The sequence below is a fragment of the Acidiferrobacterales bacterium genome, from assembly GCA_028820695.1.
Taxonomy (GTDB): domain Bacteria; phylum Pseudomonadota; class Gammaproteobacteria; order Arenicellales; family JAJDZL01; genus JAJDZL01.
This window is the reverse complement of the sequence record JAPPIB010000050.1, coordinates 163,144-188,047: the sequence shown is the minus strand read 5'-3', so window position 1 is coordinate 188,047 and position 24,904 is coordinate 163,144. Positions and strand designations below refer to the sequence as shown.

The following is a 24,904-nucleotide window of genomic DNA, read 5'->3' as shown; positions in this document are numbered from 1 at the left end:
CCAAAGATGAAGCAGATCACAATTCGGACAGTGTGATGGGCGCGATCTCACCGGAACATCTGATTCAGAGCGTCGCTGACGGTCTTCAGTTCATTTCCTACTACCACTCTCCGGATTTCGTTGAGGCCATGGTGGCCGCATACGAGCGAGAGCAGTCACAGGCGGCTAAGGATGCCATTGCTCAAATTCTGATCAATTCGAAAATGGCTGCGGAAGGTCACCGGCCGATATGTCAGGACACCGGTATCGTAGTGGTCTTTGCAAAGATCGGCATGGCAGTGCGGTGGAACACGGACCGATCGTTACAGGATATGATTGATGAGGGCGTGCGTCGTGCTTATCTTGACCCCGAAAACCCGCTGCGGGCATCTGTTGTCAACCCGCCATGGGGAATGCGAATCAATACGCGAGACAACACCCCGGCTGTCGTCCACACCGAGATGGTTGAGGGTGACAAGGTTGACATTACGCTGGCAGCCAAAGGCGGCGGCTCCGAAAACAAGGCGAAGCTGACCGTTCTGAACCCTGGTCAGAATCTCGTTGACTGGATTGTAGCAACTGTGCCGGAATTGGGCGCTGGCTGGTGTCCGCCTGGCATCCTCGGAGTTGGAATCGGCGGTTCGCCTGAGAAGTCCGCGGTGCTGGCAAAAGAGTCATTGATGGACCCCATCGATATTCAGGAGATCATGCAGCGCGGCGCAAAAACGCCGACTGAACAACTGCGCCTCAAACTATATGACGCAATCAACAACCTCGGCATCGGAGCTCAGGGACTCGGTGGCGTCACCACTGTCCTTGACGTGAAAGTCAGGGAATTTCCAACTCATGCAGCTTCATTGCCGGTGAGCATAATTCCAAATTGCGCAGCAACCCGACATGTTCACTTCACTCTTGATGGCAGCGGTCCCGCGCAATTCCGGCAGCCGTCTATGGACATCTGGCCCGACATAGTAAGGGACAACTCCAATTCCCGAAGAGTCAATCTTGATGGACTGAGCAAGGAGGAGACCCGAAAGTGGAAGATCGGCGACACTTTGCTCATTTCCGGGAAGATCCTGACCGGGAGAGATGCCGCACACAAGCGGATGGTAGAAATTTTTGACAGGGGAGAGAAATTACCGGCAGATGTGGATCTCGAAAATCGATTCATCTACTACGTCGGACCTGTCGATGCTGTGGGCGATGAAGCCGTCGGACCGGCGGGTCCGACTACCGCCACCCGAATGGACATGTACACCGATCGCGTCATCCAGGAAACCGGACTGCTGGGAATGATTGGCAAGGCAGAACGCGGTCCTGAAGGTATCAGAGCGATCAAACGTCACGGCGCAGTGTATCTGATAGCGGTGGGCGGTGCTGCCTTCCTGGTCTCCAAGGCAATCCGATCCGCTCGTGTTGTTGCCTTTGAGGATCTCGGCATGGAAGCGATTTATGAATTCGATGTGGTGGATATGCCGGTTACCGTCGCAGTCGACAGCGACGGGAATTCAGTCCACACCGCTGGCCCGAAAAAATGGCGCAAGATAATTTCTGAGTTGCCTGTTGCCGTAGCCTGAGCGGATTTTCCGATTACACATTTTCCTGATCAGGCAGAAGATCCAGGATCGCATCGGCGACAAGTTCTCGACGCCATCCACTGAAGACCCGACCCTTGCGCTTGCCGCGAGCAATCGCCTCAGCCTCTTTGCGTGTACAAATCAGGGATGAAGGGATCTGGTGCTGACTCGCTGACTGTCTTGCAACCTGCAAGACTTGCTTCACCAGTCTTTTCTCGTTACGGGTAAGCTCAACCCAGTCCTTCCAAACCGGTTCAGAAGCGGGGTCCGGCTGAGAATGCAGGATTCCCAAGACCTCTGTCAGCCATCCGGATTGTCTGAACTTCCTCAGTCCTATTACTTTTGCCACCTGGCCTTCATTGTTCGGTCGAGCCTGAACCAAGTTCATAATGTTCTCATCCGAAACAACCCATTGGACTGGCAAGTTAATCTTTCGGGCCCGTCTTTCTCTCCACAGCATCAAGTCGCGTACCCTATGCTGATCGGCGATGCCCAGTCTGGCAGCCCGATCGAAAGAGCCATAGACTTCGATATCCATCATATCCTTTCGATATCTCTCCAACAATCGTCCGCACTCCTCGACCAACCAGGATCGGCGCGACAGCCTGTCCAGTTCCTGACTCAACAGCAACTTCAACGGAATCAGGTTACAGACATCATCCAACGCATATTGAATCTGTTTTCGTGACAGAGGGCGAGCGGACCAGTTCGATCTGGTCATTGCCTTGCTCAGTTCCACGCCGATCAGTTCTTGGACGAGACCCTTGTATGAGACGCGTTCGTGACCACACATCGTGGCAGCGATCTGGGTATCGAACAATCGATGAGGAATCGCTTGCAGCTGCCGAAATATCTCCAGATCCTGTGATGCTGAATGCATCACGATCACCCTTGAAGGTGATCTCAAAAGCTCTTTGACTGAAGATATGTCGCCACATTGCGGTACATCAACACAAAAAGCAATTCTCGCGGTCGCCACCTGTATCAGTTCCAGTCGGGGTCTGTAGGTCCTGACTCTGGTGAATTCCGTATCGACAGCAATCTCACTTTCGGAAAGCAGTCGCTTACACAATTGCTGAAGAGTCTGGCTGTCGGCAATCGGTTGTTCGATTAATTCCATAGTATTTTGGATGGCACATCGTCTGCTGTTGGAAGTCTTGACAGAATACGGACGACACCGCAAATCCATGAGCGATCTTCAACGGTCCAACGAACTGCATCTGCAGTTTGCAATGTCCCGCCCCACACTCGAGAACACATTCGCCAGCGACCTGGGAAATGCCCAAGTCGCTTGCGCGGGTATGCCAGTTGACCTGTCTTACCTCAACAACTGGTTGGGAAGTATAGGTACACTTTATACTTTATTGGACATTGTCGAATTGATGCTGGCCTTGTTGCCTCCGACTTCGAAGCGAGGGCGGCATTTGCCGAGTCTGTGAATCTCTTTCATTTATTCATCGCTTATAATTCAAGGTCACCATCGCTGTGGAAAGATGGAACCAATTTCCAAATTTCAGCGTAGTCCGGCGAAGGTTCTGGTTTCCTTGACTTATCCGCTGCCATTCATGCAAATATTTATGTACTGTCCGAACCGATTTGACCATGCAGTCGTTGAATAACTCCATTCTCATCATCTCGAAGATGCTGGTATTTGCTGAGAAGCCACAGAATCTGCCCGCATCGTATGGCCTTGTGGTTTTCTACGCGGTCGCGCTGCTACTCGTAACCTCTTTTCTGAATGTGGTTGGAGAATACTACGAAATTCTTCCTTCCGTCGCCGTGCAGATTGTCATAGAAGCAGCAATTGTGTGGACGATTCTTCGCATATCAGGCCGAATCGCGCGGTGGAAGCAGACGATCACTGCATTGTTCGGTACAGATTGTCTGATTCAAGGGGTGATGTTTCTGCCGGTCTCTGCCATGTGGTCAAGTACCACAACCAATCCCGAAGGAACCTATTGGGGTGGCATGGTCATTGTCCTGTTCGGCATCTGGAGCCTCGCGGTGTCTGTTCTGATTATCAAGGAGTCCCTGGAAATATCCAAGCTGAAAGCGTTCTTTATCTGTTTTGGACTCGCGATCCTGACTTCGATCATCGTCATTTCTGTCGTTGGGTCTGAATCATTCGAGGTTGGAACTTCGTGACGCATCTGCATATCGTAGGAATCTGCGGTACCTTCATGGGCAATCTCGCATTGCTTGCTCGTGAATTGGGCTACCGGGTATCAGGATCGGATCTGAATGCCTATCCTCCTATGAGTGATCTGTTGGCCAAACAGAACATTGAAGTTGCGACTGGCTACCATCCCGACAACTTGAAGGATCGTCCGGACTTGGTGGTGGTCGGCAACACGATCAGTCGCTCCAACCCCGAAATTGACGCGATGCTGAACCTCGGTATCGAATACATATCCGGTCCCCAATGGCTGTCCGAAAACATCCTGCGCAACAAAAAAGTAATCGTCGTTGCCGGCACTCATGGAAAAACGACTACGACAAGCATGGTCGCATGGATTCTTGACTACGCTGGATTCAATCCAGGTTATCTGATCGGCGGAGTGTCGCAAAATTTTGATGCGGCAGCGAAACTGGGGACAGGTGAGTGGTTTGTTGTTGAGGGCGACGAGTACGATACAGCATACTTTGACAAACGCTCAAAGTTCGTTCACTATCGGCCCTACCATGCGGTTCTCCTCAATCTCGAGTTCGACCACGCAGATATTTTCAACTCGATCGATGACATCAGGCAGCAGTTCCAGCACTTCATACAGTTGCAACCATCTTCGGGCAGTGTCATCGCGAATCTTGATGAGAACTACCTGCAGCAAACAATTGCTGACAGTGTTTTCTCGCCTATCGTCCAGTTCAGCATTTCCGGTAACCGGGATGCGGATTGGTATGCAGATTCACAGACAGACGATTACCGGAATCTGATGTTTCATTCAAGACTGCATGGAACTGTCGAACTGAGTTGGGACGTTCCCGGCAGACACAATGCCGCAAACGCGCTGGCTGCGATCGCCACGGTCTGCGGAGTCGGAGTCGACTTGAACGTTGCGATCGATGCGCTGAAGGAATTCAAACCCGTCAAGCGGCGATTGGAGTTTCTAGGGAATCTGAATGGCGTTCAGATATTCGATGACTTTGCCCATCATCCCACGGCGATTCGATCAGCCATTGACGCGGTTTCAAATTTGACTTCGCCGAAGCGAGTGATTGCGGTGTTTGAACCCCGGTCCAATTCCATGCGCATGGGTGTTCATGGAACAAAGCTGTTTGAAGCTTTCGAGGTCGCTGACAAGGTTTTCATGTATCGTCCCCCAAATGTAATTTGGGAAGTCCCGGAATCCATACAGAACTTCGTTGTTCACAACTCAGTCAATACGTTGCTCGACAACCTGGTTCAGGAGGTGCGAACCGGTGATTGCGTCCTGATCATGAGTAATGGCGGATTCGACAATCTTCAGAAGCGATTGGTTGCAGCACTGACTCAGAATTAATCATTTCTTAACTGATACAGAACGACATTCTTGGAAAACACGCGAACCAGTTGCGTACAATCTCCCAAAGCAGTGGCGGCAAGCAAAGGAAAATTACCGCCTTGGCGTATCAGCATGTGATACTGAATCCCAAGCACCAGCATTCCGATAATCAGGCAGGACAATTCGACCATGAAACATCAACAAATTCGCAATCACCTCCTCGGCATCGCCCTTTGTGGTTTTGCAGTGCTGTCCATTGCAACACCATCACAGGCCCAGAACTACGAAGAGGGAAAAGACTTTGTCACTATCGCCGCCGACGCGAAAATAAAATCGGATGGAAAAGTCGATGTCATGGAATTTTTCTGGTTCGGCTGCCCTTCCTGCTTTCGATTTGAACCGACGCTGCTTCAATGGAATATACCTGAGGAAATCAGTTTTTCGAACGTTCCGGCAGCGATGGTTGATGGCTGGGTGTTCCACGCCCACGTATATTACGCCATGGACTTGCTGAAGTTGAAAGATGTGTTGATGCAAAAATTCTACGATGAGATCCATGTCAAGAGAAAGAGGATCAATGATGTCGAGTCGTTCCAGAAATGGGCGGCCGCACAGGACGGAGTGGATGCAGCAAAATTGACACAGACTCTTCATTCCTTTGCGGCCAAATCAAAGGTCGCACAAGCCGAAGCGCTCGCAAAGAAATACGGGGTGAATTCTGTTCCCACTCTGGTGGTCGGGCATAAGTACAGAACATCGCCGGCTATGGCAGGATCTGATTCACGAGCCTTGGAAATTGTGGAATACCTGGCCCGGCGCATCCTGGAGGAAGAAGGCGGGTAGAAAATCCCCTCTCCAGTGCTTATCTCTTCAGCGCGGTGACCTCAATCTCCACTTTCATTCTGGAATCGGCGAGATTTGCGCTGTACATCGTACATGCCGGCCGAATATCGCCGAAATACTCCCTCAGCACCGGCCAACATAACTCGAAGTCTTCACTGTGTGGAAAGATATAAGTGACACGAACCACATCCTCAAATCCACTTTGCGCTTGCGCCAGAACCTTGCCTATGTTCTGCAGTGTCTGACGACATTGCTCAACGACGTCGTCAGAAATTTCCATTGTGTCATAGTTGAATCCAGTGGTACCCGCAACAAAAACCCACGGATCAGAACATACCGCCCGGGAGTATCCGGCTTTTTCTTCAAACACTGAACCGGATGTGATCAGCCGGCGCTCAGTCGTCTTGTTATCCACAATCAACCTCCTTGATCAGTTGTCTGTCACCTGCTCGCTGCTTTTCGGCAAGTCAGGTTGCCCGAATCTGTTCCAGTTGCGTCTGCGCACTGATCTTTTCCAATTCATCGCGATCCGGTAAGAACGGGTAGTCCCTGAAGTCCTCGCCAGGTCGGTAGGAACCATAGGGACGGTTGCACGCCATCACTCCCTGACGGTCGGGACAGCCATTGGTCATGAACGCGTCTCCATTTTGGAGTACCAGACTTGCCGGGTCCGTTGGATAGTTGACTCCGATCAATGCTCCGGCAGCATCGTACTCAAGTGCCGTCGGTTCCAGATCATGTTCCTCAATCAGGTTCTTGACAAATTGAATTCGTCGCCACCTTTTCAATGGAGCCCTGGGAACATGCTGCATTTGTGTTCCCGGTTCAGGGTTGAAAGAAAACAGATATCCTGCAATCTGCTCTTGTTTCAACTGATAGATCATATCGAACATCTCCTTGTCAGTTTCACCGAGTCCGACAATAAGATGGCAATTGACTTTCATAGGGCCGTAGATTCGACGTGCGGCGCGCACGATTTCCCAGTGTTGATCCCAGCGATGCGGGCCCTTCGCAAGTCTTCCCCGAGTTCGTTCGAAAACATCAGCCGTCACCGCATCCAAACCCACACCGATTATGTCGACGCCCGAATCCTTGATTCTGTATAAATCATCCTCCGACAAGAGTGTCGCAGTAACCAGGGCGGAAATCGGCACCATTGGCGACGCGCGGTGTACCCTGAAAGCCATGTCGATCAGATCTTCGGTCGCCCGATGATCCTGGACCTGTGCAATGCATACTCTGCCCACCGTGTCCCGAGATTCTTTCTCAGCGATTTTCTCGGCGACCAGATCGGTTTCATACAGCGGCCAATCGACTCGAATAAAACTGTTGTCCTCAGCAATTCCCGGACGCTCCCGAGCCAATCCACAATACGAGCAATTGGCTGCACATCCCTGCGGATAATTCTGCAGCAGATTGATGCAATTGCAGCTGCAGCCATTGATTCTGCCAGGAGCCAAGCCAAGCTCAATGGCGGCGGCAACGCTGATTCGAACGTAATCAGGACTGATTTGAAAGTGTTGATCCTGTAGTTTTGTCGGTATTCCTGTAGTTGCCATAAATCCTATCCGTTTCTCCCTTGTCTTGCTTGTTCACCAATTGACGCCACAGCAGGCATTGACGAATTTCGGCGTCAGTCCGCGATGTCGGGCATACTCGACTATCCCGTCGGCAGGATAGGCGATTCCGTTCAACCCTGAGTCAATGGCCGCCCGATCGATCAGTACCTTGGCCTTTCCCAGCGGGCGAGCACAACCCAGCATGATCGGGCTGGTTGGCAGCCGGCCTCTGACCAGGTCGAAAAACTCGGAGACCTCTGACAGTGCAGGCGGTTGAACTGCAGCCATCGGGGTTCCCGATAAAGGCATCAATATAACCAGAACCAGAGTTGTGAACTGATGACGACAAATCATCTCCAGTGCATATTCCTCGCCGAGCATCTGGCCGAAATGCAATCCCATGACGATGTGTGGAACACAAGGTACTCTGTAACGTTCCAATCGCTCAAGTACCGCCTCATAATCTCCGACATCCGCGTCGAGATGATAGACTTCACGAATTGTCCTCTCATGCCCGATCACATCAATCATCGCGCCATCGATGTCAACATCAGCCAATTCTGAACAGGTCTCCTCATCGGGCAAGCCGGGATGGACGCGGATCGTCATCCCAAGTTCATGACGAATCCGTATCATTTCAGCGATATGTTTCTTCAGAGGAACCCTGCCCCGCCGATCACTACCGCCGGAAATCAGGACGCCGCGCGCACCTTGATCGTGCAGTTTCGAACAAAGTTCATACAACGACTGGTTCACCGATGGCAGGTCATGCATTCCTTTCAATACCCCGGTTTTACAGTGCTCGCAATTCAGGGAACAGGCTTCGCCAGTGACACTGACTGCTACAAATTCAGATGCATCGTGGCAATCGTATTCGGCCGTCCGGAACTTCTTCAGGCCAGGTGCATGAAAGACAATCTGTTCTCCAAAGTTGCGTTTTCGAAGCTTGAGATTGATCGATTCCGCATGGTTCTCGGAAATTCGATTATCAATAAAGGTAACCGCCTGACTCATTGCGTCATCCCGCTGCGCACAAAGCACGAATTTGGCGCAGGATCAACGCAATCACTATCGATTCGTCCAATCGCTCCCAGCACCGCTTGTGAGATGTCTGCCGCCGATATTCGATCCCAAAACTGCCTGTTTCTTAGATGTGACCGCTCGATGGTTCTGTTCAATTCATCTGTATCGGTCTTGTGCCACCTCAAACTACTCTCCAGATCAGAAATCGCATTTTCCGCAGCGATAAAATCTCCATTTACAAATACTGATTTGAGGGTGCTTTTTGCCACAATTGCCCTGACATCCAATGTTCCACCTTGTGTCCTGAGGCGATAGCAACCGACCCGGTCCTTGATCCGGGCCCCACTGTGATATATCCACTGCCGGCTGCCATACTGACTGGCGACAAGCTGATTCGCCAGCATCCGCTCTTGCGGACTCAAGTGTCCGCGGTAAAAATCAATTGAAAACTCCTTGGCGAATCCAAGTTCGACCGCTTGTGTCAAGTCCGATATGGACACATCTGGACTGACCTCGCCGCGAAGCGTCGCAATGCGCTGCGAAATGGTATCCAGGCCCCTGTCGGGTGTATTCCCAAATGCGGTCTTGAGTACTGTCAGCATGTATTGAATATCCAGATCAAGCAATAACGATGCGTGAAACAGGATTCCGCCACCCTGTGCCTGGTAAAGGCCCAAGCCCGCGATTTTCCTGCCTGAAACAACCAGATCATTTTTTCCTCGGAATTCAGTTTCAACACCAAAACTACGAAGTGCGCTCACGATACCTTTCGCACAATCCCGCATCAGCGACGCCGACTTTCGTCCGACAGCCCTGCTGTCCGGCGGAACCACCAGTGCGATTCCCAATTGTTCAGGTCCCATGATGATCGCACCTCCCCCGGTCGGGCGACGATTGACGGGTACACGCAGTTCCCTGCATCGATTAAGGTCAACTTCGTCGCGGACGTGCTGAAACCGACCCACGAGCACGCACGGCTGATAGGTGTAGAGTCTCAGTGTAAGCGATGACGCTGCCGAACTGATGCGAGCCAGCGCATCGTCGACTGACAATCCGGTCTGATCGTCAACCGAGTCGTCTGTCAGTAGTCGAGCTTTCACCAAAACAAGTCAATTTGACGCGGGACCGCGCAAGTCTTCGGGAAGGGTGTCATAGAACCTTCCGGAATCGAGCAGACGAAACTTGTCCTCGTCCCAGGATGTCGGTGCAATCGAGAACAGCCAGCCGTCGCGATAAGGGTCTCCACCTGCGGTACGCGGATCTTCCAGCACTCGCTCATTTCGTCGAACGATGGTCCCGCTGACCGGGCTCACAATTTCGCCGGTCATCTTCGCTGCTTCCATTGATCCTACCGATTCGCCTCGCTTGACCTCAGTTCCGGGGCCTGAAAGTGTAAGGTAGGATAGCTCTCCGAGAGACTCGATAGTCGGATGCCCGATTCCAACCAGTAAATTTCCACTTTCCGATTCTTCCTTGACCCAAAGATACGATGATTCGTCATACAGCCGATCGGTTGGCAGCCAAGATGAAAGTTCAGACATGTTCTATCCCCCTGTCGTTCAGATCGGATCGAGTCGCCGCTTTGTGTTCGGCAACAATCTAATGTCCACCAATGTGGTGACGAACACATCGGAAACCTTCGCGTCGTCGTAAACCAGCCTGTAGAATTGGTACTTCAATGTTGCGGTACAACTGTAAATGATCGCGGCCAGCGTAATGAACGACCCCAGTGCCAATGTCGATATGCCGCTGACGCCCTGACCGATCGTACAGCCAAGCGCCAAAACTCCGCCAACTCCCATCAATACCCCACCGATGGCATTTGCGGTAAAGTCGCCAAATGACGCGAACCATGAAACATGAAAATTCCTGCTCACCAGTGAATGAGCAAGTGAACCGATAACCAGCCCTGCTGCCGCCAGCATGCCGACAGTGAGCAACGTCGAAAGACCGCCGGGCTCCAGTACCAGGCTGATGTACTCCCCGAGTGGATTGACAAACGTAAACGACTGCATGCCGACTCCGACCGGCGGATTGTCTGCCCACTGCGCGGCTTCCGCCCATTCCAATCCAAGTGGACCGGAAGTCAGGTACCATCCAGCGGTAACGCAGCCGCCGATCATCAAACCTGCAACGATATTCAGCATATTGCCTTGAATACCGCTGGTCTTTGCGACAAAGAAAATTACCGCAACACCGACCGCCAGCGCGATCAATACATGCACAACAGGCTTGCTGAGTGCGGGAAAGATTGCCGACAGGATCGAACCGATGTCTTGAGCGGGTATTCCGATTGATGCCAGATCAATAGAGAGCGGGTGCATCCAGCTATAGAATGCGATCTCAAAGAACACGGTTTTCGTCATGAAATAGGCAAAAACCGCTGCGATAATCAGCGTGATCAACGACTTGATGTTTCCGCCACCCAGTCTGACGAGATTTCTGCTGACGCATCCACCCGCCAGTGTCATGCCGACGCCAAACATAAGTCCGCCAACCAAATAGCGAAGCCAGGCAAATGTTGCCGATCGATAAGGCGGTCTTTGCTGGTTCAGCTCAAACAATGAAACCGCCTCAAGCAACGAGACTACCACCATGGCGGAGGCGATTGCCAGCAACCAGGCTCCCATCCTGCCGCGGTCGTTCAAGTTGACCCAGTCCGAAACCGCACCCATCGTGCAGAAGTTGGTTCGACTTATGGTGATTCCCAAAATCACTGAGGTCAGGAAAAATCCAACCAACACAGGAACTCCGATCAGGGCATCCAAGAATTCTTACCTTGACGTGTCAGCATTTGCATGATGGAAAAAAATTATACATTCCGAATTGCGTGCTCACTCAACAATTGGCTTCACAATCAGAGAGGTATTTCGCAATGTTGCCAACCGGTTCAATCTGTCGTGATCGTGCACGCTATCTGTGAGACTCGAGCAACCTACTTGAATATAATGCCCACAACCATGCGATAGCCATGAGTGGATTGCTCCACAACATGTGTCAATTGACTGATTCGGCAGGTTCCTGTGTGAACGAAAGATGCAAGAGGTGAAATACCGCCATGATGACTGATGCCCAGTTCGTAAAATCGTTTTCGAAGATGATCATCGCCTTGATCGTACTGACTCTGGTACTGATCACACTCGGTGTTGTGATCGGAGGTTCGATGGATGACAAACTCCAAGCACAGACGGAAGAATATACGCAACGCGTCATCGCGCAGAGAACCCAACCCATCGGAGATTTGAATGTAGGTGAAATCGCAGATGAAGGTGTTTCGGTGGCAATGGCCGCGTCGGCGGACACGGCAGCCTCCTCAATGAATTCCGGTGACAGTGAAGCGTCGGCCGGGCATCCCGGGGAAGCTGTGTACAAACAATACTGTTACGTCTGTCACGATGTCGGGCTGACCGGATCACCGAAACCCGGTGACGCGGAAAATTGGGCTCCGCGAATCGAAAAAGGCATAGCGACCTTGTATGACAGCGCAATTAACGGCTTTCAGGGTCAGCGGGGCATCATGCCGCCCAAAGGCGGTGTTTCGATGTTGAGCGACGAAGACGTCCAAGCCGCAGTCGACTATCTGGTTGAACTGGTTCAGTAATATCCGCCTGAATTCAACCTTGCTGGCGGGGCAATCCGCCCAACCCTCATTGACGCGAAGAGTCACCAGGCATTTGCGCTTCAAGTAGTTCAATTCGCGATTCCAGCTCACTGATTCGTTCGCGGGCGCGTCTCAATACAGTTTCCTGAACCTCAATTTCCGTTCGGGTAACAAAATCCATGTTTTCCAGAGCGGATCGGACTGATCCGATCACGTTTTTCTTGATGTCAGCCGACAATTCCGCAGGCAAGAACGATGATACCGCGGCCAGGATACTTTCGATTGGAAGTGGTTTAGTCATTTGCAGGTTCCGATGAAGTAAATTTTACTCAAGAATCAGCTTTCCCTACTTTTTCGCTCGGATTTACACCATACACGGTCAGTTTCGAGTGTTGCACAATGCACAGGAGACCACCGCGTACAGACACTAAGTCGACATCAGAATATTCTACTGTATCCCATGGGGTTCAACGCAGCATGAAGCGCATTCGGCCGTGCCTCTGTCATCATTGATCAATGGCAAGGTGTTGCTTTCACTCAGCTCGCCCGCCACTGAGCAGCGGGAGAATTCGATTGGCAGACTGGCTCGCCGCGCCGCATACACGACGTCTTATCCCGACACCAGGTTCTCAGCCGATTCGATCATCTCCAACGCTTCTCGATTCGACCACGACCACACCAGGTCCCGGGCTGTCTGGATGTCAACCCAACGATATTCGATATGTTCGCTACGTTGCAGTACAACCGGTCTGGGGGTCGGAAGCAGAACCGAAAACACATGCTCCCGATTCAACTGAACGTCCTCTTCGTATCGGTGTCGATATATTGGAGGTATCCTGAACTTGAATGTTCGTTTCCAGTCGCGTAACTCGCTGAGCTTGGTCACTAGACCGGTTTCCTCATGAAGTTCTCGAATCGCGGTTTCAGTCCTGGACTCTCCCCACATCATGCTGCCGGTGACCGACTGCCAGAAACTTCGCGGTGGTGTTCGTTTCAACAGCAGTGTGTGATTGTCCGTCGTGTGCACCACAACCAGTACCGATTCGGGCCGACGATTTCTTCTGTCCGAATCCGGCTTCATTCACTCTTGCAGACAACTCAGGTTTCAGTTACAGCAGGCTGATTCACGATCGCCGCTGTGGGTTTTATCCTGAGTTCAAGCTCGTCAAGTTGGTCCGACGAAATCTCATTCGGAGCCTTGGTGAGGGGACAATAAGCTCTTTGGGTTTTCGGAAACGCTATGACTTCCCGGATTGAATCCTCGCCAGACAGAAGCGCTGCGATCCGATCGATGCCGAAAGCGATTCCTCCATGCGGCGGTGCGCCAGTTTTCAGGGCGTTCAGAAGAAATCCAAACTTGGCATCAATTTCCTCCGCGTCAAGCCCAAGCAGGCCGAAAATCCTGTTCTGAATTTCCATGCTGTGGTTCCTGATCGAACCACCCCCAACCTCAACACCGTTAAGGACCAGATCGTATGCTCTTGAAAGAACCGACTCCGGAGATTTGTCCAAATTGGAGACATGGGCTTCCTTCGGTGCGGTAAAAGGGTGGTGCAGGGACTGCCAACGCTTTTCGGTCTCGTCAAACTCTACCAGCGGGAAATCTACGATCCACAGAGGCTGCCAACCCGATTCGACTTGATTCAGGTCTTGTGCAATCTTGACTCGCAACGCACCCAAAGACGCGTTGACGATCGATGCGTGATCGGCGCCAAAAAAGATGAGGTCACCGCTTCGGCTGGACGTCTCCGCCACAATTGCATCCACCGTCTCATCAGACAGAAATTTGAGAATCGGTGACTGCAGTCCATCCCTTCCGGATGTACTGTCATTGACCTTGATGTAAGCCAGTCCCTTTGCTCCCCAATCGGCAACATACCGGGTATAGTCATCGATCTGCTGCCGCGTCAGGATATTGCCGGAAGGGATGCGCAAAGCGGCTACCCTTCCACCTTCCATATTTGCAGCACGCCGAAAGACTTGGAACTCCTCACCTTTCATAACTTCAGTCAAATCATTGATTTGATGAGGAATGCGAAGGTCTGGTCGGTCTGTCCCGTACCGATGCAGCGCTTCAGAATAGGACATCACCGGAAACTTCCCGGGTAGGTCCGTATCGATCGTGTTCTTGAATACCTTTCGGAACAGATTCTCCATCAACTGCATGATGTCCTGCTCGGTGATGAACGCCATCTCTACGTCAAGCTGAGTGAATTCAAGCTGTCGATCGGCCCGCAGATCCTCGTCTCGAAAACAACGCGCAATCTGATAGTAGCGCTCAAAACCAGCGATCACCAGCATTTGCTTGAACATCTGTGGTGATTGGGGAAGTGCGTAAAATGAACCGGTGTGTACTCGGCTGGGAACCAGATAGTCACGTGCGCCTTCGGGTGTCGAGCGCGTGAGTATCGGGGTTTCGATTTCGGTAAAGGAACAGTCGTTGAGATAGGTTCGTATCGTCTGGATCAATACGTGCCGCAGTCGGATATTTTTCTGCATTCTGTCACGTCTCAAATCCAGATAGCGATACTGGAGTCTGACCGCCTCATTGACATCGCCCTCGTCAAGTTGGAACGGCAGGTTGACCGCTTTATTCAACAACTTCAGGTTGTCGCATACCACTTCGATTGTCCCGGTTGGAATACCAGGATTTTCGGTGCCTTCGGGACGTTTTCGCACCACCCCTTCAGCCTGCAGTACATACTCGTTTCGGACCGACTCGGCAAGTTCAAAGTGGTCTCCCTGGTCAGGATTGATCACGATCTGCATAATCCCGCTGGAATCCCGAAGATCGATGAAAATCACGCCGCCATGATCACGTCGGCTGTTGACCCATCCACATAGTCGGACTCGCTCCCCGATTTCGGATCCCGCCATTGAACCACATTGATGTGTGCGCATCGAACCGCTCAACTTCACACCTTGTCAGGTTGTGGTTTCAGTAGACTTGGAAGCCTTGTCGTCGGAGGCGGAAGATTTCTTGGTGGAATCTTTCTTTTCGGATTCACTGCTGTCAGCGGACTTGGAATCCCCTGATTCGGATTTCTTCGACTTTTCATCGTCAGGTTTCTTGGTCTTGAAATCTGTTTCATACCAACCTGTCCCTTTCAGATGAAAAGCCGCAGCCGACAATTTTCGCCGTAACGACTCTTCGTTACAGGCCGGACACCGGGTCAACCGGGCTTCCTTGATTCTCTGGATGATCTCGAGTTCGTAATCGCAATCTTCGCAGACGTATTCGTATATCGGCATGACTGACAGTTCTTGCTTTGTTTATCTGTATTGATCCTGGACGGATTCAGATCACTCGCCCGATACCGCCATATTGCTGATCAATATTGAACCGGTTCTGATGTTGTGACGCAAATCGACATCGTTTCCAACATCCACAATCGCACCAAACATATCACGAAGGTTCCCGGCGACGGTCAATTCCTCAACAGGATACTGCATCTCACCGTTCTCCACCCAGAACCCGCGGGCACCCTGAGAATAGTTTCCGGTTACAGTATTCACGCCAAATCCCATCAAACCCGTCACCAGCAAGCCGGTATCCATCAACTTGAGCATGCCTGCAAAATCCCGCTCTCCGGAATCAATTGTCAGGTTGTGAACTCCGCCTGCATTGGCGGTGGTTTCCATGCCTAATTTTCGCGCGGAATAAGCGTCAAGCACATAACCTTTGAGCACACCATCCGAAACAATGTCTCTCGGAACGGTCGCGACACCTTCAGCGTCCGCGAAAGCGCTTCCAAGCGCTCGCTTAAGGTGCGGTTGCTCATGTATTCGGGTTCCTTCGGGAAATATCCGCTCACCGATACTGTCGAGCAGAAAACTCGCCTTGCGGTAAAGAGCGCTGCCGCTGATTCCGCCGACCAGGCAACGAAGCAGACCAGAGGCAATCGGTGCCTCAAACAGCACCGGCACATCGCAGGTATTGATTCGCTGGGAATCGAGTCTGCGTAACGTGCGCTTCGCTGTCATCAATCCGATCGACCGTGCACTTTCTAACTGATTCGGGTCACAACCTGTGCTGTACCAATAGTCCTGCTGCATCCCCGAATCAGACTTTCCGATGACGCAGCAGCTTACGGTGTAGGATGTCGATTGCTCCTCATGAAGAAATCCGTCACTATTGCCGAACGCCGACGTTACTTGCCGGGTTTCGACAGTCGCTCCATCGGAATTGATGATTCTCGCATCGCTTGACATTGCGGCTGATTCACATTCCTGAGCAATCTCCAATGCTTTGTCCCGGTCTATATCCGACGGGTGGAAAAGGTCCAGGTCTGAAAACTCGCTGGCCAACCGATCTTTGGGTGCCAAGCCATTGCAGGAATCTTCCGAGGTAAATCCGGCAATTGACTTTGCCGCCTGGACTGTGGCGGCGATCGCCTCATCGCTGAAGTCGGAAGTGGTGGAACTGCCTTTCTTGTGTCCCATGTAAACGGTAACGCGTAGCTCTCCTCCATTGTGGTGCTCAATGGTTTCGAGTTCACCCATTCGAACGGTCAACTCATACCCTTTACCGCGCCCGACATGTGCGCAAGCACTGTCAGTACCTAACTTCGATGCGTAATCCAGGGCTTGTACGACGTACTTGGAGACGCCGTCGCCATCGGTTGCGGATACCAGGCCGTTGCCGGACATTTTCGTTACCTAAATCTCAACACCGCCGACTGTCAGCGAGTTGATTCTGATGGTCGGCTGCCCAACACCCACTGGTACACTCTGTCCGTTTTTCCCGCAGGTACCGGTCCCGGAATCCAACTCCAGATTGTTTCCAACCATCGTAATACGGTTAAGGACATCCGGCCCGTTGCCGATGAGGGTCACACCCTTGACGGGATGCGATACTTTCCCTTTTTCGATCAGATAGGCTTCTGTTGCGGAAAATACAAACTCGCCAGACGTTATGTCCACCTGACCTCCGGAAAAACTGACAGCGTACAGACCCTTGTCAACGGAGCCGATTATCTCGTCATGAGTCGAGTCGCCCGGCAGCATATACGTATTTGTCATCCGGGGCATTGGCTGATGTCGGAACGATTGGCGACGACCATTGCCGGTAGCCGGCTGTCCCATCAGTCTCGCATTGGTCAAATCCTGCATGTAACCTTTCAGGATTCCGTTTTCGATCAGGACTGAATTCATTGACGGCGTGCCCTCGTCATCAATGGTCAGCGACCCCCGCCTATTGGCGATCGTTCCATCATCGACGATCGTGCACAATTCGGATGCAACCTTTTCCCCAACCCGTCCGGCGTAGGCAGATGTGCCCTTTCGGTTGAAATCCCCCTCCAACCCGTGACCGACCGCTTCATGCAGAATAATTCCAGGCCAACCGGGTCCGAGAACAACATCCATCGTTCCCGCCGGCGCGTTAATCGATTCGAGATTGACCAATGCCTGTCTGACCGCTTCGCGGGCATATCCGAGAGCGACATCATCATTTGTCAGAGAGTCGTATGTTCCCCGAGAACCCCCACTGAAACTGCCCTGTTCGCGACGCCCGTTGCTCTGTGCCACCACATTGACTGTCAAACGTACCAGCGGACGAACGTCCGCGCAGACTTCTCCGTCCGCTCGCACAACCATCACGATCTCATGTGACCCTGCCAGATTCGCGATTACCTGACTGACTCTGGGGTCAGCCTTCCTTGCCTCTTGCTCGACACGCTCGAGCAATGACACCTTGTCCGCATCCGAGATGCTAGCGAGTGGATCATGAGGTTCATAAAGAATCGGCGCATTGACCGACCGGCGCGCTGCGGCAGCGATTCGGCCTGAGCCCAATCCCTGCGAGATTCCGCGAGCTGACTCGGCCGCCTGGGCAAGAGTCGGGAACCTCAGGTCGTCCGAAAAGGCAAATCCTGACTTGTCGCCGCTCACGGCCCTGAGCCCAACACCCTTGTCAACATTGTAGCTGCCAGACTTCACGATTCCCTCTTCAAGCACCCAACTTTCCTGACGCGTGAATTGGAAATAAAGATCCGCGTGATCTATGTCCCTGCCCGTCATTTTGCCAAGCAGGGTATCCAATTCCCGATCGCCCATCTCGACCGGATTCAGTAAGGTTGCGCGGGCCCGCTCAATGTAATTGTCCATTTTCGAAGAACTTTCCTGACACTTTATTCAGAACATCAATTCTCTAATATTATCAATTGATTGGAGATTTCAAAATCGTTATAGGTCCGAGGGAGACATTCCAATGAATATGAACCGCATCGGACGTGCGGAACTCAATCTGACAACGGAAATGAGCCGCTCGGGAATTATAGCAACTCGCGGTGGGTGCAACCCGACAATCACCAGCCCCATCAATCACTCGGACAACTCGTCTCCTTGGAAAACTATAATCTGAAATTCAATCAACCCGCACTCGCTGCCTTACTGCAGTCTCATCAAATGCGAACGAGGACAGGATATTGTTGCAAAGTGATAAAATTAGTGAAGTGACGTATTCCACCCGCTTGTCAATGAATGCTGGTTTTGTACCGTACCGCGCGTTGTAAAATCAATGGTGAGTGATCCTCCAATGTTTTGGTATGGATAAACGTATTCCAGGTATGAGATCGGCCCGCAATACAAAACGTTACTCACCTTGATAATGTCCGGAGTTAGTAATCAATCACAGATGAATTCTCCAACACGGACAGACAGTGTTTCCACACATTCACGCATCATTGGGCATGCAAGTACTCAGGGACGCAGCCTGAATACATTCATCGATTTGTTTTGTGGAGTCGGCGGATTTCACATCGCTGCTGCTGCGGTTGGTCTTGAATGCGTATTCGCCAGCGAAATTGACAAGCCGGCACGCAGCGTTTACAAGTCTAATTTTGGTATTCCCCCGAATGGTGATATTACTTGCATCGATGCGTCCGATGTGCCTGACCATGATTTGCTATGTGCCGGATTCCCCTGCCAGCCGTTTAGCATCATAGGCAACCGTCGGGGATTTTCGGATACAAGAGGAACACTTTTCTTCGACATCGCGAGGATACTGGAGCGCAAACGCCCGGCAGCATTCGTATTGGAGAATGTCAAGCAACTCGTTACTTCAGATGGTGGACGGATCATGGACCGCATTATTTCCGTGCTGCAGTCGCTGGATTACGAAGTTGACTTCCGTGTTCTAAACGCATTGGACTATGGATTGCCACAAAGAAGGGAGCGAGTCCTGATCGTTGGCCGGATTGATGGGCTGACTGATTTTGACTGGCCTGAGCCAAACATATCCATGAAGCCGCTATCAGAATTGTTGGAAAAGTCGCCTGACAAGCGGCACTATGTCAGCGATAGAATCAGAAACTCGAGGCAAAAGGCACACCAAGCCGATACCATACCGTCAATCTGGCATGAGAACAAAGGGGGCAATGTTTCCAGCCACCCGTTTTCATGCGCCTTGCGTGCTGGGGCAAGTTATAACTACCTGCTGGTCAATGGAGTGCGTCGGTTGACACCGCGAGAAATGTTCCGCCTGCAGGGATTCCCAGACAGTTTCAATTTGCACGAAGTCGACGCCCAGGCACGCAAGCAGGCGGGAAATGCAGTACCGGTCCCGATGGTGAAAGCTGTTATCCGCAAGTTAGTAAATGCTTGACTACCCGAGATTACGCGGTGTCCGCGGTTCTCAGTCCGGTCCATGGCCGATTGGTCGAGTTCCAGAATACGTCATTAGGGAGATTGGCAAGCAAATCGTACTTCGGCTAGCGATTGGCAGAAAGGATATCTCGGGCAATGACTTCAGTGAAATATTTGCAACCGCTGTAAACGGTGTGGATTATGCGAGTCCCCTAGGATTGGCTGATGTTGCCCTTCAGACTACCGCTTGGTCGGTTAAGACAATCCAATCCAGCAATCCGTTCGGCCAACAACGAGTACGTCTGATTTCCGGTCGGAATTCACCTGATTATTCTTTCGGGATAAGTGACCCGCACGCGGATTTACAGAAAACCGGCGATGCTGTATTGTCAATCTGGAATGCCCGTCTCAACACTGCGAGAAATGAACACAATGATCTTCGGATTGTCGTTCTCATTCGAAATGTCGAAACCAAGCAATTTGTGATTTTTGAAGACGAGCTTCGACAGTATGCAGCAGGCAATTACAAATGGGGTCTGAATCCTCGCGGCAATCTCAATGGTTGCGAAAGGAATGGTGGAAGACATGTTTTCACGTGGCAATTCCACGGCGGACAATTTACAGTATTGAGGAATATTCCAGCTTCTGCGAGACGATTTGCGATCAATCGGGATGTGCCTCTTGTTGAGCCCTCGCGTATAGAGCGACTGATCGAATACAGTGACGATTGGATTGATCTCAGATAACTGCACTACCCTAACGCATTCACAACATTGACACCTATTGTTCCACTTCGGAAAACCTCTTGCGAATCTCATTGACTCTTCCCGCATCCAAGTCAGCAGTGATAACACCATCGTCCCTGCCCTGTTGTGCAAGAATCTCTCCCCAAGGGTCTACGATCATGGTATGACCGTAGGTCGTTCGTCCGCCAGGATGTCTCCCCCATTGTGCCGGGGCAACAACATAGGCATGATTTTCGATGGCTCTGGCGCGTAAAAGAACCTCCCAATGTCTGCAACCCGTCGTGTATGCGAAAGCCGAAGGAATCGCAAACCAGATCGCGTCTTTTGCGGTCAGCTTTTCATAAAGAGCGGGAAATCTAAGGTCGTAGCATACAGTGATCCCGGCAACACCAGCCGGTGTCTGCTCTGCGACAATCTCACTGCCAGCAACGGTATAGCTGGACTCCGAATAGCGCTCTCCATCCGGCAACTCGATATCAAACAGGTTGATCTTGTCGTATCGGGCAATCGACTCGCCACAATGATCGAAAAGCCACGACGTGTTGCGGACCTTACGGGTATTTTCGCACTGCGTGAAAATACCGGCGGCTAAAATCCAGATTTTCTCGCGCCGTGCCAAGTCCGAAAGAAACGTCCAGACTGTTCCGCCGCCTTCCGCAGGCTCGGCAGCGGACAGCCTGCATTGATGGTTCGGTGCCATAAGCGAGAAGCACTCCGGCAAGACCGCAATGACAGCAGACTGACGTTTCGCTTCGGTGACAAGTTCTTCGGTCGATCTGAGATTGTGCTCGACATCGTCACCGGAATTCATCTGAATTGCCGCGACACGCGGCATCATGACCCCCGTTTCGGCGCTACAATCACAGCCATCGTCTCGTCTATGCCGGAGCCGGGTTCAAGCACGATGTGCTTCGACTCTATTCCCAGACCGACCAGCATTGCACGCAAATCCAATGCCCATTGATTGCCCTCATCTCCGCCGGGGTAGCGAATGATCAACTGAGCGTTTTCGGATTCCAGAAGTTTCGCAACCGCGCTTCGGATTTGCGGTATTTGAAGTACAACGTCAGCGGAAGCGTCATCGGGCCACTCATATCTGGGTATCAGCACCTGATATTCGCTTTGGGCGCACACAGCCGGTGCAGCGAGTATCGCGAGCAAAATAAAGAACTTTCCCAGTACTTTCATCTTTACGATTGGTCCGGGTCGACAGGTGCCAGTATCTGGGTATTGACCACCTCCACCTCCGGTGCGTCCCAAGGTCCCCTGATTTGATACTGCAGCTTAAAAAGTTCGACATCCATTTCCTCGAGAAACTCCTGAGCGAGGTAGGTCAGCAAGCCCTGAACGGGATTGATGAGCGTGGCAATCGTTGTGAGCGACTTTCCGACATTTGATCGGGCGCCGGCGACGAGCCTGTGTTCCTTTCTTGTCCAATCTGTCGAGCCTTGAATGACAATCTCGACCGAAGGGCTGTTCAAGCGTACACCATCAACCAAGATGATCCCGTCGACAACTGTCATCTTGCCTTCGATGCTATGGAATGCGATGCCGCCTTTCAGGATATCACTCACGTCAACAGAGATTCTCTGAAGCAAGGTGTCGTAATTCAATACGCCGACGACCGCGGTGGAGGGGTTGTTCGCCGCGTCAACCACGGTTCCATCCTTGGCGACGAATCCGACTTCACCGGATGTCAGGTTTGGCTGCCACTTGGTGAGGGCGTCGTTCCAGGTCAGATATCCGGAAAGATTGATGGCACCGCTGTCGAACTTGCCAGGATAGCCGAGCTGACTCATCGCCGCACCGAGATCCGCTGAATTGAATCTGAAGTCGATTCGCGTCGACTGATCGTATTTCCAATCTCCGGTGGCCACGATAGACAATGAAGGAGTCTGAAACTTAGCCGACTCGATATGCCAGCTGTCGTTGGTCGCCTTCGCTTGAATGACGCTATCTCCGAAGTGATATTGGCCGTAGCGCAAGTCAGAACATGAAAAGTCCAGGTTCGGTACGTTACGTGGATTGACTGATCGCTCTGGTGGATCGCTTTGCGCTTCCGGAATATGGCATTTGGACAGTCGAACTGTCAGATGCGGATATTCTCCCTCTTGAAGGAAATCGGTACTCCTGAAATCGGCTGTTCCGGCAACCTCATCGGATTCGATCTCAATTGCCCAGGACTTGTCTTTCTTTTCTATCGTCGCGCTGACCCCGTTGAGCCGACGTCCTCGAGCCATTATGGCTGATCCCAACTGCGCTTTGACAATCTGCAGACTCTCCAACTGAAGTTTGGACTGCGACTCGTTATCGGCAAAAAGATTCGACCAATCTTCATAGTTCAATTCAGGTAGCGACAGGGCAAGCCGCACACCGGGTGACGGCGTGCCGATGGGGTCCGCGTCACCGATTGCCAATGACCCCGAATGGATGTTCCAGGTTCGATTGCTCAAGGTAGCATTCAGTTTTCCACTCACAATTGAAGCCAGATCAAAATCGAACTCACGCTCAGTTCCATCAACCGTTCTTATATTGGCACGCAACGGAACGGGCAATCCAGGACCTTTTTTTAACGGAAACGGCAATGCGGAGTCCAATCCGGTCAGCGGGGACGAAAATGCGATGGTGTTCTCATTCGGTTCAAAACTGTAATCAGCGCGCCACTCAAAAGAACCCGACAGTTTCGATCCAAGAGCAGAACCGATTATCGGTCCAAGTTCAGCCGCTGCCGAACTTCCAGTCGCAGTGCCTTGGACAACATAATTTCCTTTTGTTCCCGACCCGTAGAATTGAGTCTTGAAATCTCCTCCGACGGCCTTGGCACTCAGCTCTCCGGAGGTGATACCGATTCGATCGAAATTGACCTGACCTTGAATCTGCGATACCTCGAGGCCATATTCGGTCACTGCAGAGATATCACCCGGTCGGGCAACGCCCTCGATCAGATATTCCTTGCCCCGCCTTAGCGGAACTACCACAGAAAGTGAGACGTTGCCGGTTCCGGAACCTTCCGCAATGCCCTGTGTCTTGCCTGGCAACACAATTCCATCCGGCCCGAAAAAGTCAAACAACATTGGCATGGGTACATCCATTTCCGCTGACAGGTTTAAAATCGGGTCGGATACTGTAAAGTCTTCGATATAACCTGTCAGTTCGCCAATCGGCTCACCATAAATCACACCACTCGATCCCGCCACGTCCAACCGTTTGCCGCGGACTTTGAATGTTCCATTCCCATCCTGTAACGCAGGCCATTTATTTCCATAAACGAAGTTAACGTTCTGAAAATCACCGTCAACATTCAGCTGCTCGAAATCCTTATGCAATATTGCATTCATGGGATCTCCTGCAAAGGTTCCTGTCGCCCGTCTCACCCACAACGAATCAAGTCGCTCTGACATATGTTTGTAGAACTTTGGTGGAAATACAGTTGGATACAGGTCCAGAATCCTTTTAGCATCCAAGTTGACGAGTTCAAACTCCGTATTGACCCTGTTACCTGTATCATCGGCCTCCCAACTTCCCTTGATACTCGCTATAGTTTCGGTCGAATCCGGAATATCACCGTCGAGCTGCGGATCCCGCATCTCGACAGTCCAGTTGACTGATTCGACGTGTCCATCCACGATCTCCCCATTTATATGTGCATCCGCCACCGCTGTCAGAGCGGTCGGATCAATCTTTGTCTTCCCGGCATCCGAGATTGTCCAGGCTGCGGCCAACCATGCGGCATCCAGCGAATCAACATCGATCTCGAACTTCGACATCGTTGATTCGTCCACCGGTTCTGTCAAATCGAGTCTGAACGAGAATACCGATTGATTGCGCAACTCAGATTCCACCTTACCAACCATCGAGACTCCCTGGTCTGTATGTGTGGTTTCGAGTGAGAAATCGCCAAGTACTCTGACATCAAGATCCTGCGAGTCCAGCAAGACTCCGAACGAACCGTCGCTGATGTCGATCGTACGGACATTGGACTGCAGTGCGGACAGGAACAATGAATTGAGTGCAAGCGCCCCCATTGCGCTCGTTTCACTGGATTTGCGGCCGCTCGCGACCGATATTGATGCGTCTACTGAAGGGTTGGCAATACCAATCTGATCAATTTGCACACCCTCGCTGGTGAGCAAGGGACTCGCCAATCGGACCTGAACCGCATCAGCCGACAGCAAAATTGAACCTTCATCCAATTCACGGGTGACGGACAGTCCGTGGATTTCGAATTCCGGCAACGACTCCCTGAACGAAAAATCAATCTGATCGAATGAAAATCTACCATCAGAACGGCTGGCAGCTTCAGATAGCAGCCAGGGTGTGAAAGAATCTACATTGGTGACAGCAAGTGCCAGACACAGGACGATCAATAAAACGAAACTGCTCGCGAGTGCGATGATTCGCAGGAATATCACCAACAATTTGTGGGAAATCCGCCCGGACAGGTTCAGGAAGGTGTTCATGTGCGCAGAAGTCTATTCGTCTAATTCCATTCAGGGTGTATTGTACG

Annotated in this window: 25 protein-coding genes; 8 read left to right on the top strand and 17 right to left on the bottom strand. The window is 51.7% G+C overall.

Annotation, left to right across the window (positions count from 1 at the left end; genetic code table 11):
- Positions 1 to 35: 35 nt before the first annotated feature.
- A complete protein-coding gene (locus OXI60_09100; GenBank protein MDE0309969.1) occupies positions 36 to 1,556 on the top strand; it encodes a fumarate hydratase in 1,521 nt (506 codons plus the stop codon).
- A gap of 13 nt (positions 1,557 to 1,569) precedes the next feature.
- On the opposite strand, the gene OXI60_09095 is transcribed toward OXI60_09100, so the two are convergent.
- Positions 1,570 to 2,676, bottom strand: a complete 1,107-nt coding sequence (locus OXI60_09095; protein MDE0309968.1) for an HRDC domain-containing protein — start codon at positions 2,674 to 2,676, stop codon at positions 1,570 to 1,572.
- A gap of 67 nt (positions 2,677 to 2,743) precedes the next feature.
- Between OXI60_09095 and OXI60_09090 the strand changes: the two genes are divergently transcribed.
- The 3 genes from OXI60_09090 (at position 2,744) to mpl (ending at position 5,056) form a co-directional block, all read left to right on the top strand.
- A complete protein-coding gene (locus OXI60_09090) occupies positions 2,744 to 2,995 on the top strand; it encodes a hypothetical protein (GenBank protein ID MDE0309967.1) in 252 nt (83 codons plus the stop codon).
- A gap of 163 nt (positions 2,996 to 3,158) precedes the next feature.
- Positions 3,159 to 3,701, top strand: a complete 543-nt coding sequence (locus OXI60_09085) for a hypothetical protein (GenBank protein ID MDE0309966.1) — start codon at positions 3,159 to 3,161, stop codon at positions 3,699 to 3,701.
- On the top strand, positions 3,698 to 5,056 hold the full coding sequence (gene mpl / locus OXI60_09080; protein ID MDE0309965.1) for a UDP-N-acetylmuramate:L-alanyl-gamma-D-glutamyl-meso-diaminopimelate ligase: 1,359 nt from the start codon (positions 3,698 to 3,700) through the stop codon (positions 5,054 to 5,056). The genes OXI60_09085 and mpl overlap by 4 nt, the downstream gene beginning before the upstream one ends.
- Here mpl and OXI60_09075 read toward each other — a convergent pair.
- Positions 5,053 to 5,229 (bottom strand): hypothetical protein, encoded by a 177-nt coding sequence (locus tag OXI60_09075; GenBank protein ID MDE0309964.1) that lies wholly within the window; start codon positions 5,227 to 5,229, stop codon positions 5,053 to 5,055. The two genes, mpl and OXI60_09075, sit on opposite strands and share 4 nt — an antisense overlap.
- Between OXI60_09075 and OXI60_09070 the strand changes: the two genes are divergently transcribed.
- Entirely contained in the window at positions 5,228 to 5,881 is a 654-nt protein-coding gene (locus tag OXI60_09070) for a thiol:disulfide interchange protein DsbA/DsbL (protein MDE0309963.1), read from the top strand. The two genes, OXI60_09075 and OXI60_09070, sit on opposite strands and share 2 nt — an antisense overlap.
- Positions 5,882 to 5,900: 19 nt before the next feature.
- On the opposite strand, the gene OXI60_09065 is transcribed toward OXI60_09070, so the two are convergent.
- From OXI60_09065 to OXI60_09040, 6 genes are read right to left on the bottom strand one after another with little or no spacing between them, the layout of a single operon-like run.
- A complete protein-coding gene (locus OXI60_09065; GenBank protein ID MDE0309962.1) occupies positions 5,901 to 6,296 on the bottom strand; it encodes a RidA family protein in 396 nt (131 codons plus the stop codon).
- A gap of 52 nt (positions 6,297 to 6,348) precedes the next feature.
- Positions 6,349 to 7,440 (bottom strand): radical SAM protein, encoded by a 1,092-nt coding sequence (locus tag OXI60_09060; protein ID MDE0309961.1) that lies wholly within the window; start codon positions 7,438 to 7,440, stop codon positions 6,349 to 6,351.
- A gap of 33 nt (positions 7,441 to 7,473) precedes the next feature.
- Positions 7,474 to 8,454: a radical SAM protein gene (locus OXI60_09055; protein MDE0309960.1), complete on the bottom strand. Its 981-nt coding sequence runs from the start codon at positions 8,452 to 8,454 to the stop codon at positions 7,474 to 7,476.
- Complete coding sequence (locus OXI60_09050; protein MDE0309959.1) at positions 8,451 to 9,563, bottom strand: biotin/lipoate A/B protein ligase family protein; 1,113 nt, start codon at positions 9,561 to 9,563, stop codon at positions 8,451 to 8,453. Before OXI60_09050 ends, OXI60_09055 begins: the two co-directional genes overlap by 4 nt.
- Before the next feature lie 9 nt (positions 9,564 to 9,572).
- Positions 9,573 to 10,004 (bottom strand): hypothetical protein, encoded by a 432-nt coding sequence (locus tag OXI60_09045; GenBank protein MDE0309958.1) that lies wholly within the window; start codon positions 10,002 to 10,004, stop codon positions 9,573 to 9,575.
- 18 nt (positions 10,005 to 10,022) lie between these two features.
- The gene (locus tag OXI60_09040) at positions 10,023 to 11,204 is read right to left on the bottom strand and encodes a YeeE/YedE family protein (GenBank protein MDE0309957.1); all 1,182 of its coding nucleotides are present in this window, start codon (positions 11,202 to 11,204) and stop codon (positions 10,023 to 10,025) included.
- A gap of 317 nt (positions 11,205 to 11,521) precedes the next feature.
- Here OXI60_09040 and OXI60_09035 point away from each other — a divergent pair, with 317 nt between their 5' ends.
- On the top strand, positions 11,522 to 12,064 hold the full coding sequence (locus OXI60_09035; GenBank protein ID MDE0309956.1) for a c-type cytochrome: 543 nt from the start codon (positions 11,522 to 11,524) through the stop codon (positions 12,062 to 12,064).
- Positions 12,065 to 12,110: 46 nt separating this feature from the next.
- Here the strand turns inward: OXI60_09035 and OXI60_09030 are convergent, their stop codons facing one another.
- The 6 genes from OXI60_09030 to tldD form a co-directional block, all read right to left on the bottom strand.
- Positions 12,111 to 12,365 carry an accessory factor UbiK family protein gene (locus OXI60_09030; protein ID MDE0309955.1) on the bottom strand — a complete coding sequence of 85 codons (255 nt, stop codon included), beginning with the start codon at positions 12,363 to 12,365 and terminating at the stop codon, positions 12,111 to 12,113.
- A gap of 309 nt (positions 12,366 to 12,674) precedes the next feature.
- Positions 12,675 to 13,145, bottom strand: a complete 471-nt coding sequence (nudB, locus tag OXI60_09025) for a dihydroneopterin triphosphate diphosphatase (protein ID MDE0309954.1) — start codon at positions 13,143 to 13,145, stop codon at positions 12,675 to 12,677.
- Between the two features lie 17 nt (positions 13,146 to 13,162).
- The gene (gene aspS, locus OXI60_09020) at positions 13,163 to 14,965 is read right to left on the bottom strand and encodes an aspartate--tRNA ligase (protein MDE0309953.1); all 1,803 of its coding nucleotides are present in this window, start codon (positions 14,963 to 14,965) and stop codon (positions 13,163 to 13,165) included.
- 24 nt (positions 14,966 to 14,989) lie between these two features.
- Entirely contained in the window at positions 14,990 to 15,316 is a 327-nt protein-coding gene (locus OXI60_09015) for a zinc ribbon domain-containing protein (protein ID MDE0309952.1), read from the bottom strand.
- Positions 15,317 to 15,367: 51 nt separating this feature from the next.
- Positions 15,368 to 16,714, bottom strand: coding sequence for a metalloprotease PmbA (pmbA, locus tag OXI60_09010; protein MDE0309951.1), 1,347 nt, complete (start codon positions 16,712 to 16,714; stop codon positions 15,368 to 15,370).
- Positions 16,715 to 16,723: 9 nt separating this feature from the next.
- Entirely contained in the window at positions 16,724 to 18,172 is a 1,449-nt protein-coding gene (gene tldD / locus OXI60_09005; GenBank protein MDE0309950.1) for a metalloprotease TldD, read from the bottom strand.
- A gap of 529 nt (positions 18,173 to 18,701) precedes the next feature.
- On the opposite strand from tldD, the gene OXI60_09000 reads away from it, so the two are divergent.
- Positions 18,702 to 19,670, top strand: a complete 969-nt coding sequence (locus tag OXI60_09000) for a DNA cytosine methyltransferase (protein ID MDE0309949.1) — start codon at positions 18,702 to 18,704, stop codon at positions 19,668 to 19,670.
- Positions 19,663 to 20,397, top strand: coding sequence for a hypothetical protein (locus OXI60_08995; GenBank protein ID MDE0309948.1), 735 nt, complete (start codon positions 19,663 to 19,665; stop codon positions 20,395 to 20,397). The genes OXI60_09000 and OXI60_08995 overlap by 8 nt, the downstream gene beginning before the upstream one ends.
- A 34-nt stretch (positions 20,398 to 20,431) precedes the next feature.
- Here the strand turns inward: OXI60_08995 and OXI60_08990 are convergent, their stop codons facing one another.
- Genes OXI60_08990 through OXI60_08980 form a run of 3 tightly spaced genes read right to left on the bottom strand, consistent with a single transcriptional unit; the run spans position 20,432 to position 24,857 of the window.
- Positions 20,432 to 21,235 (bottom strand): carbon-nitrogen hydrolase family protein, encoded by an 804-nt coding sequence (locus OXI60_08990; protein ID MDE0309947.1) that lies wholly within the window; start codon positions 21,233 to 21,235, stop codon positions 20,432 to 20,434.
- Entirely contained in the window at positions 21,232 to 21,585 is a 354-nt protein-coding gene (locus OXI60_08985) for a hypothetical protein (protein ID MDE0309946.1), read from the bottom strand. The genes OXI60_08990 and OXI60_08985 overlap by 4 nt, the downstream gene beginning before the upstream one ends.
- Before the next feature lie 2 nt (positions 21,586 to 21,587).
- Positions 21,588 to 24,857: a DUF3971 domain-containing protein gene (locus tag OXI60_08980; protein MDE0309945.1), complete on the bottom strand. Its 3,270-nt coding sequence runs from the start codon at positions 24,855 to 24,857 to the stop codon at positions 21,588 to 21,590.
- Positions 24,858 to 24,904 lie beyond the last annotated feature (47 nt).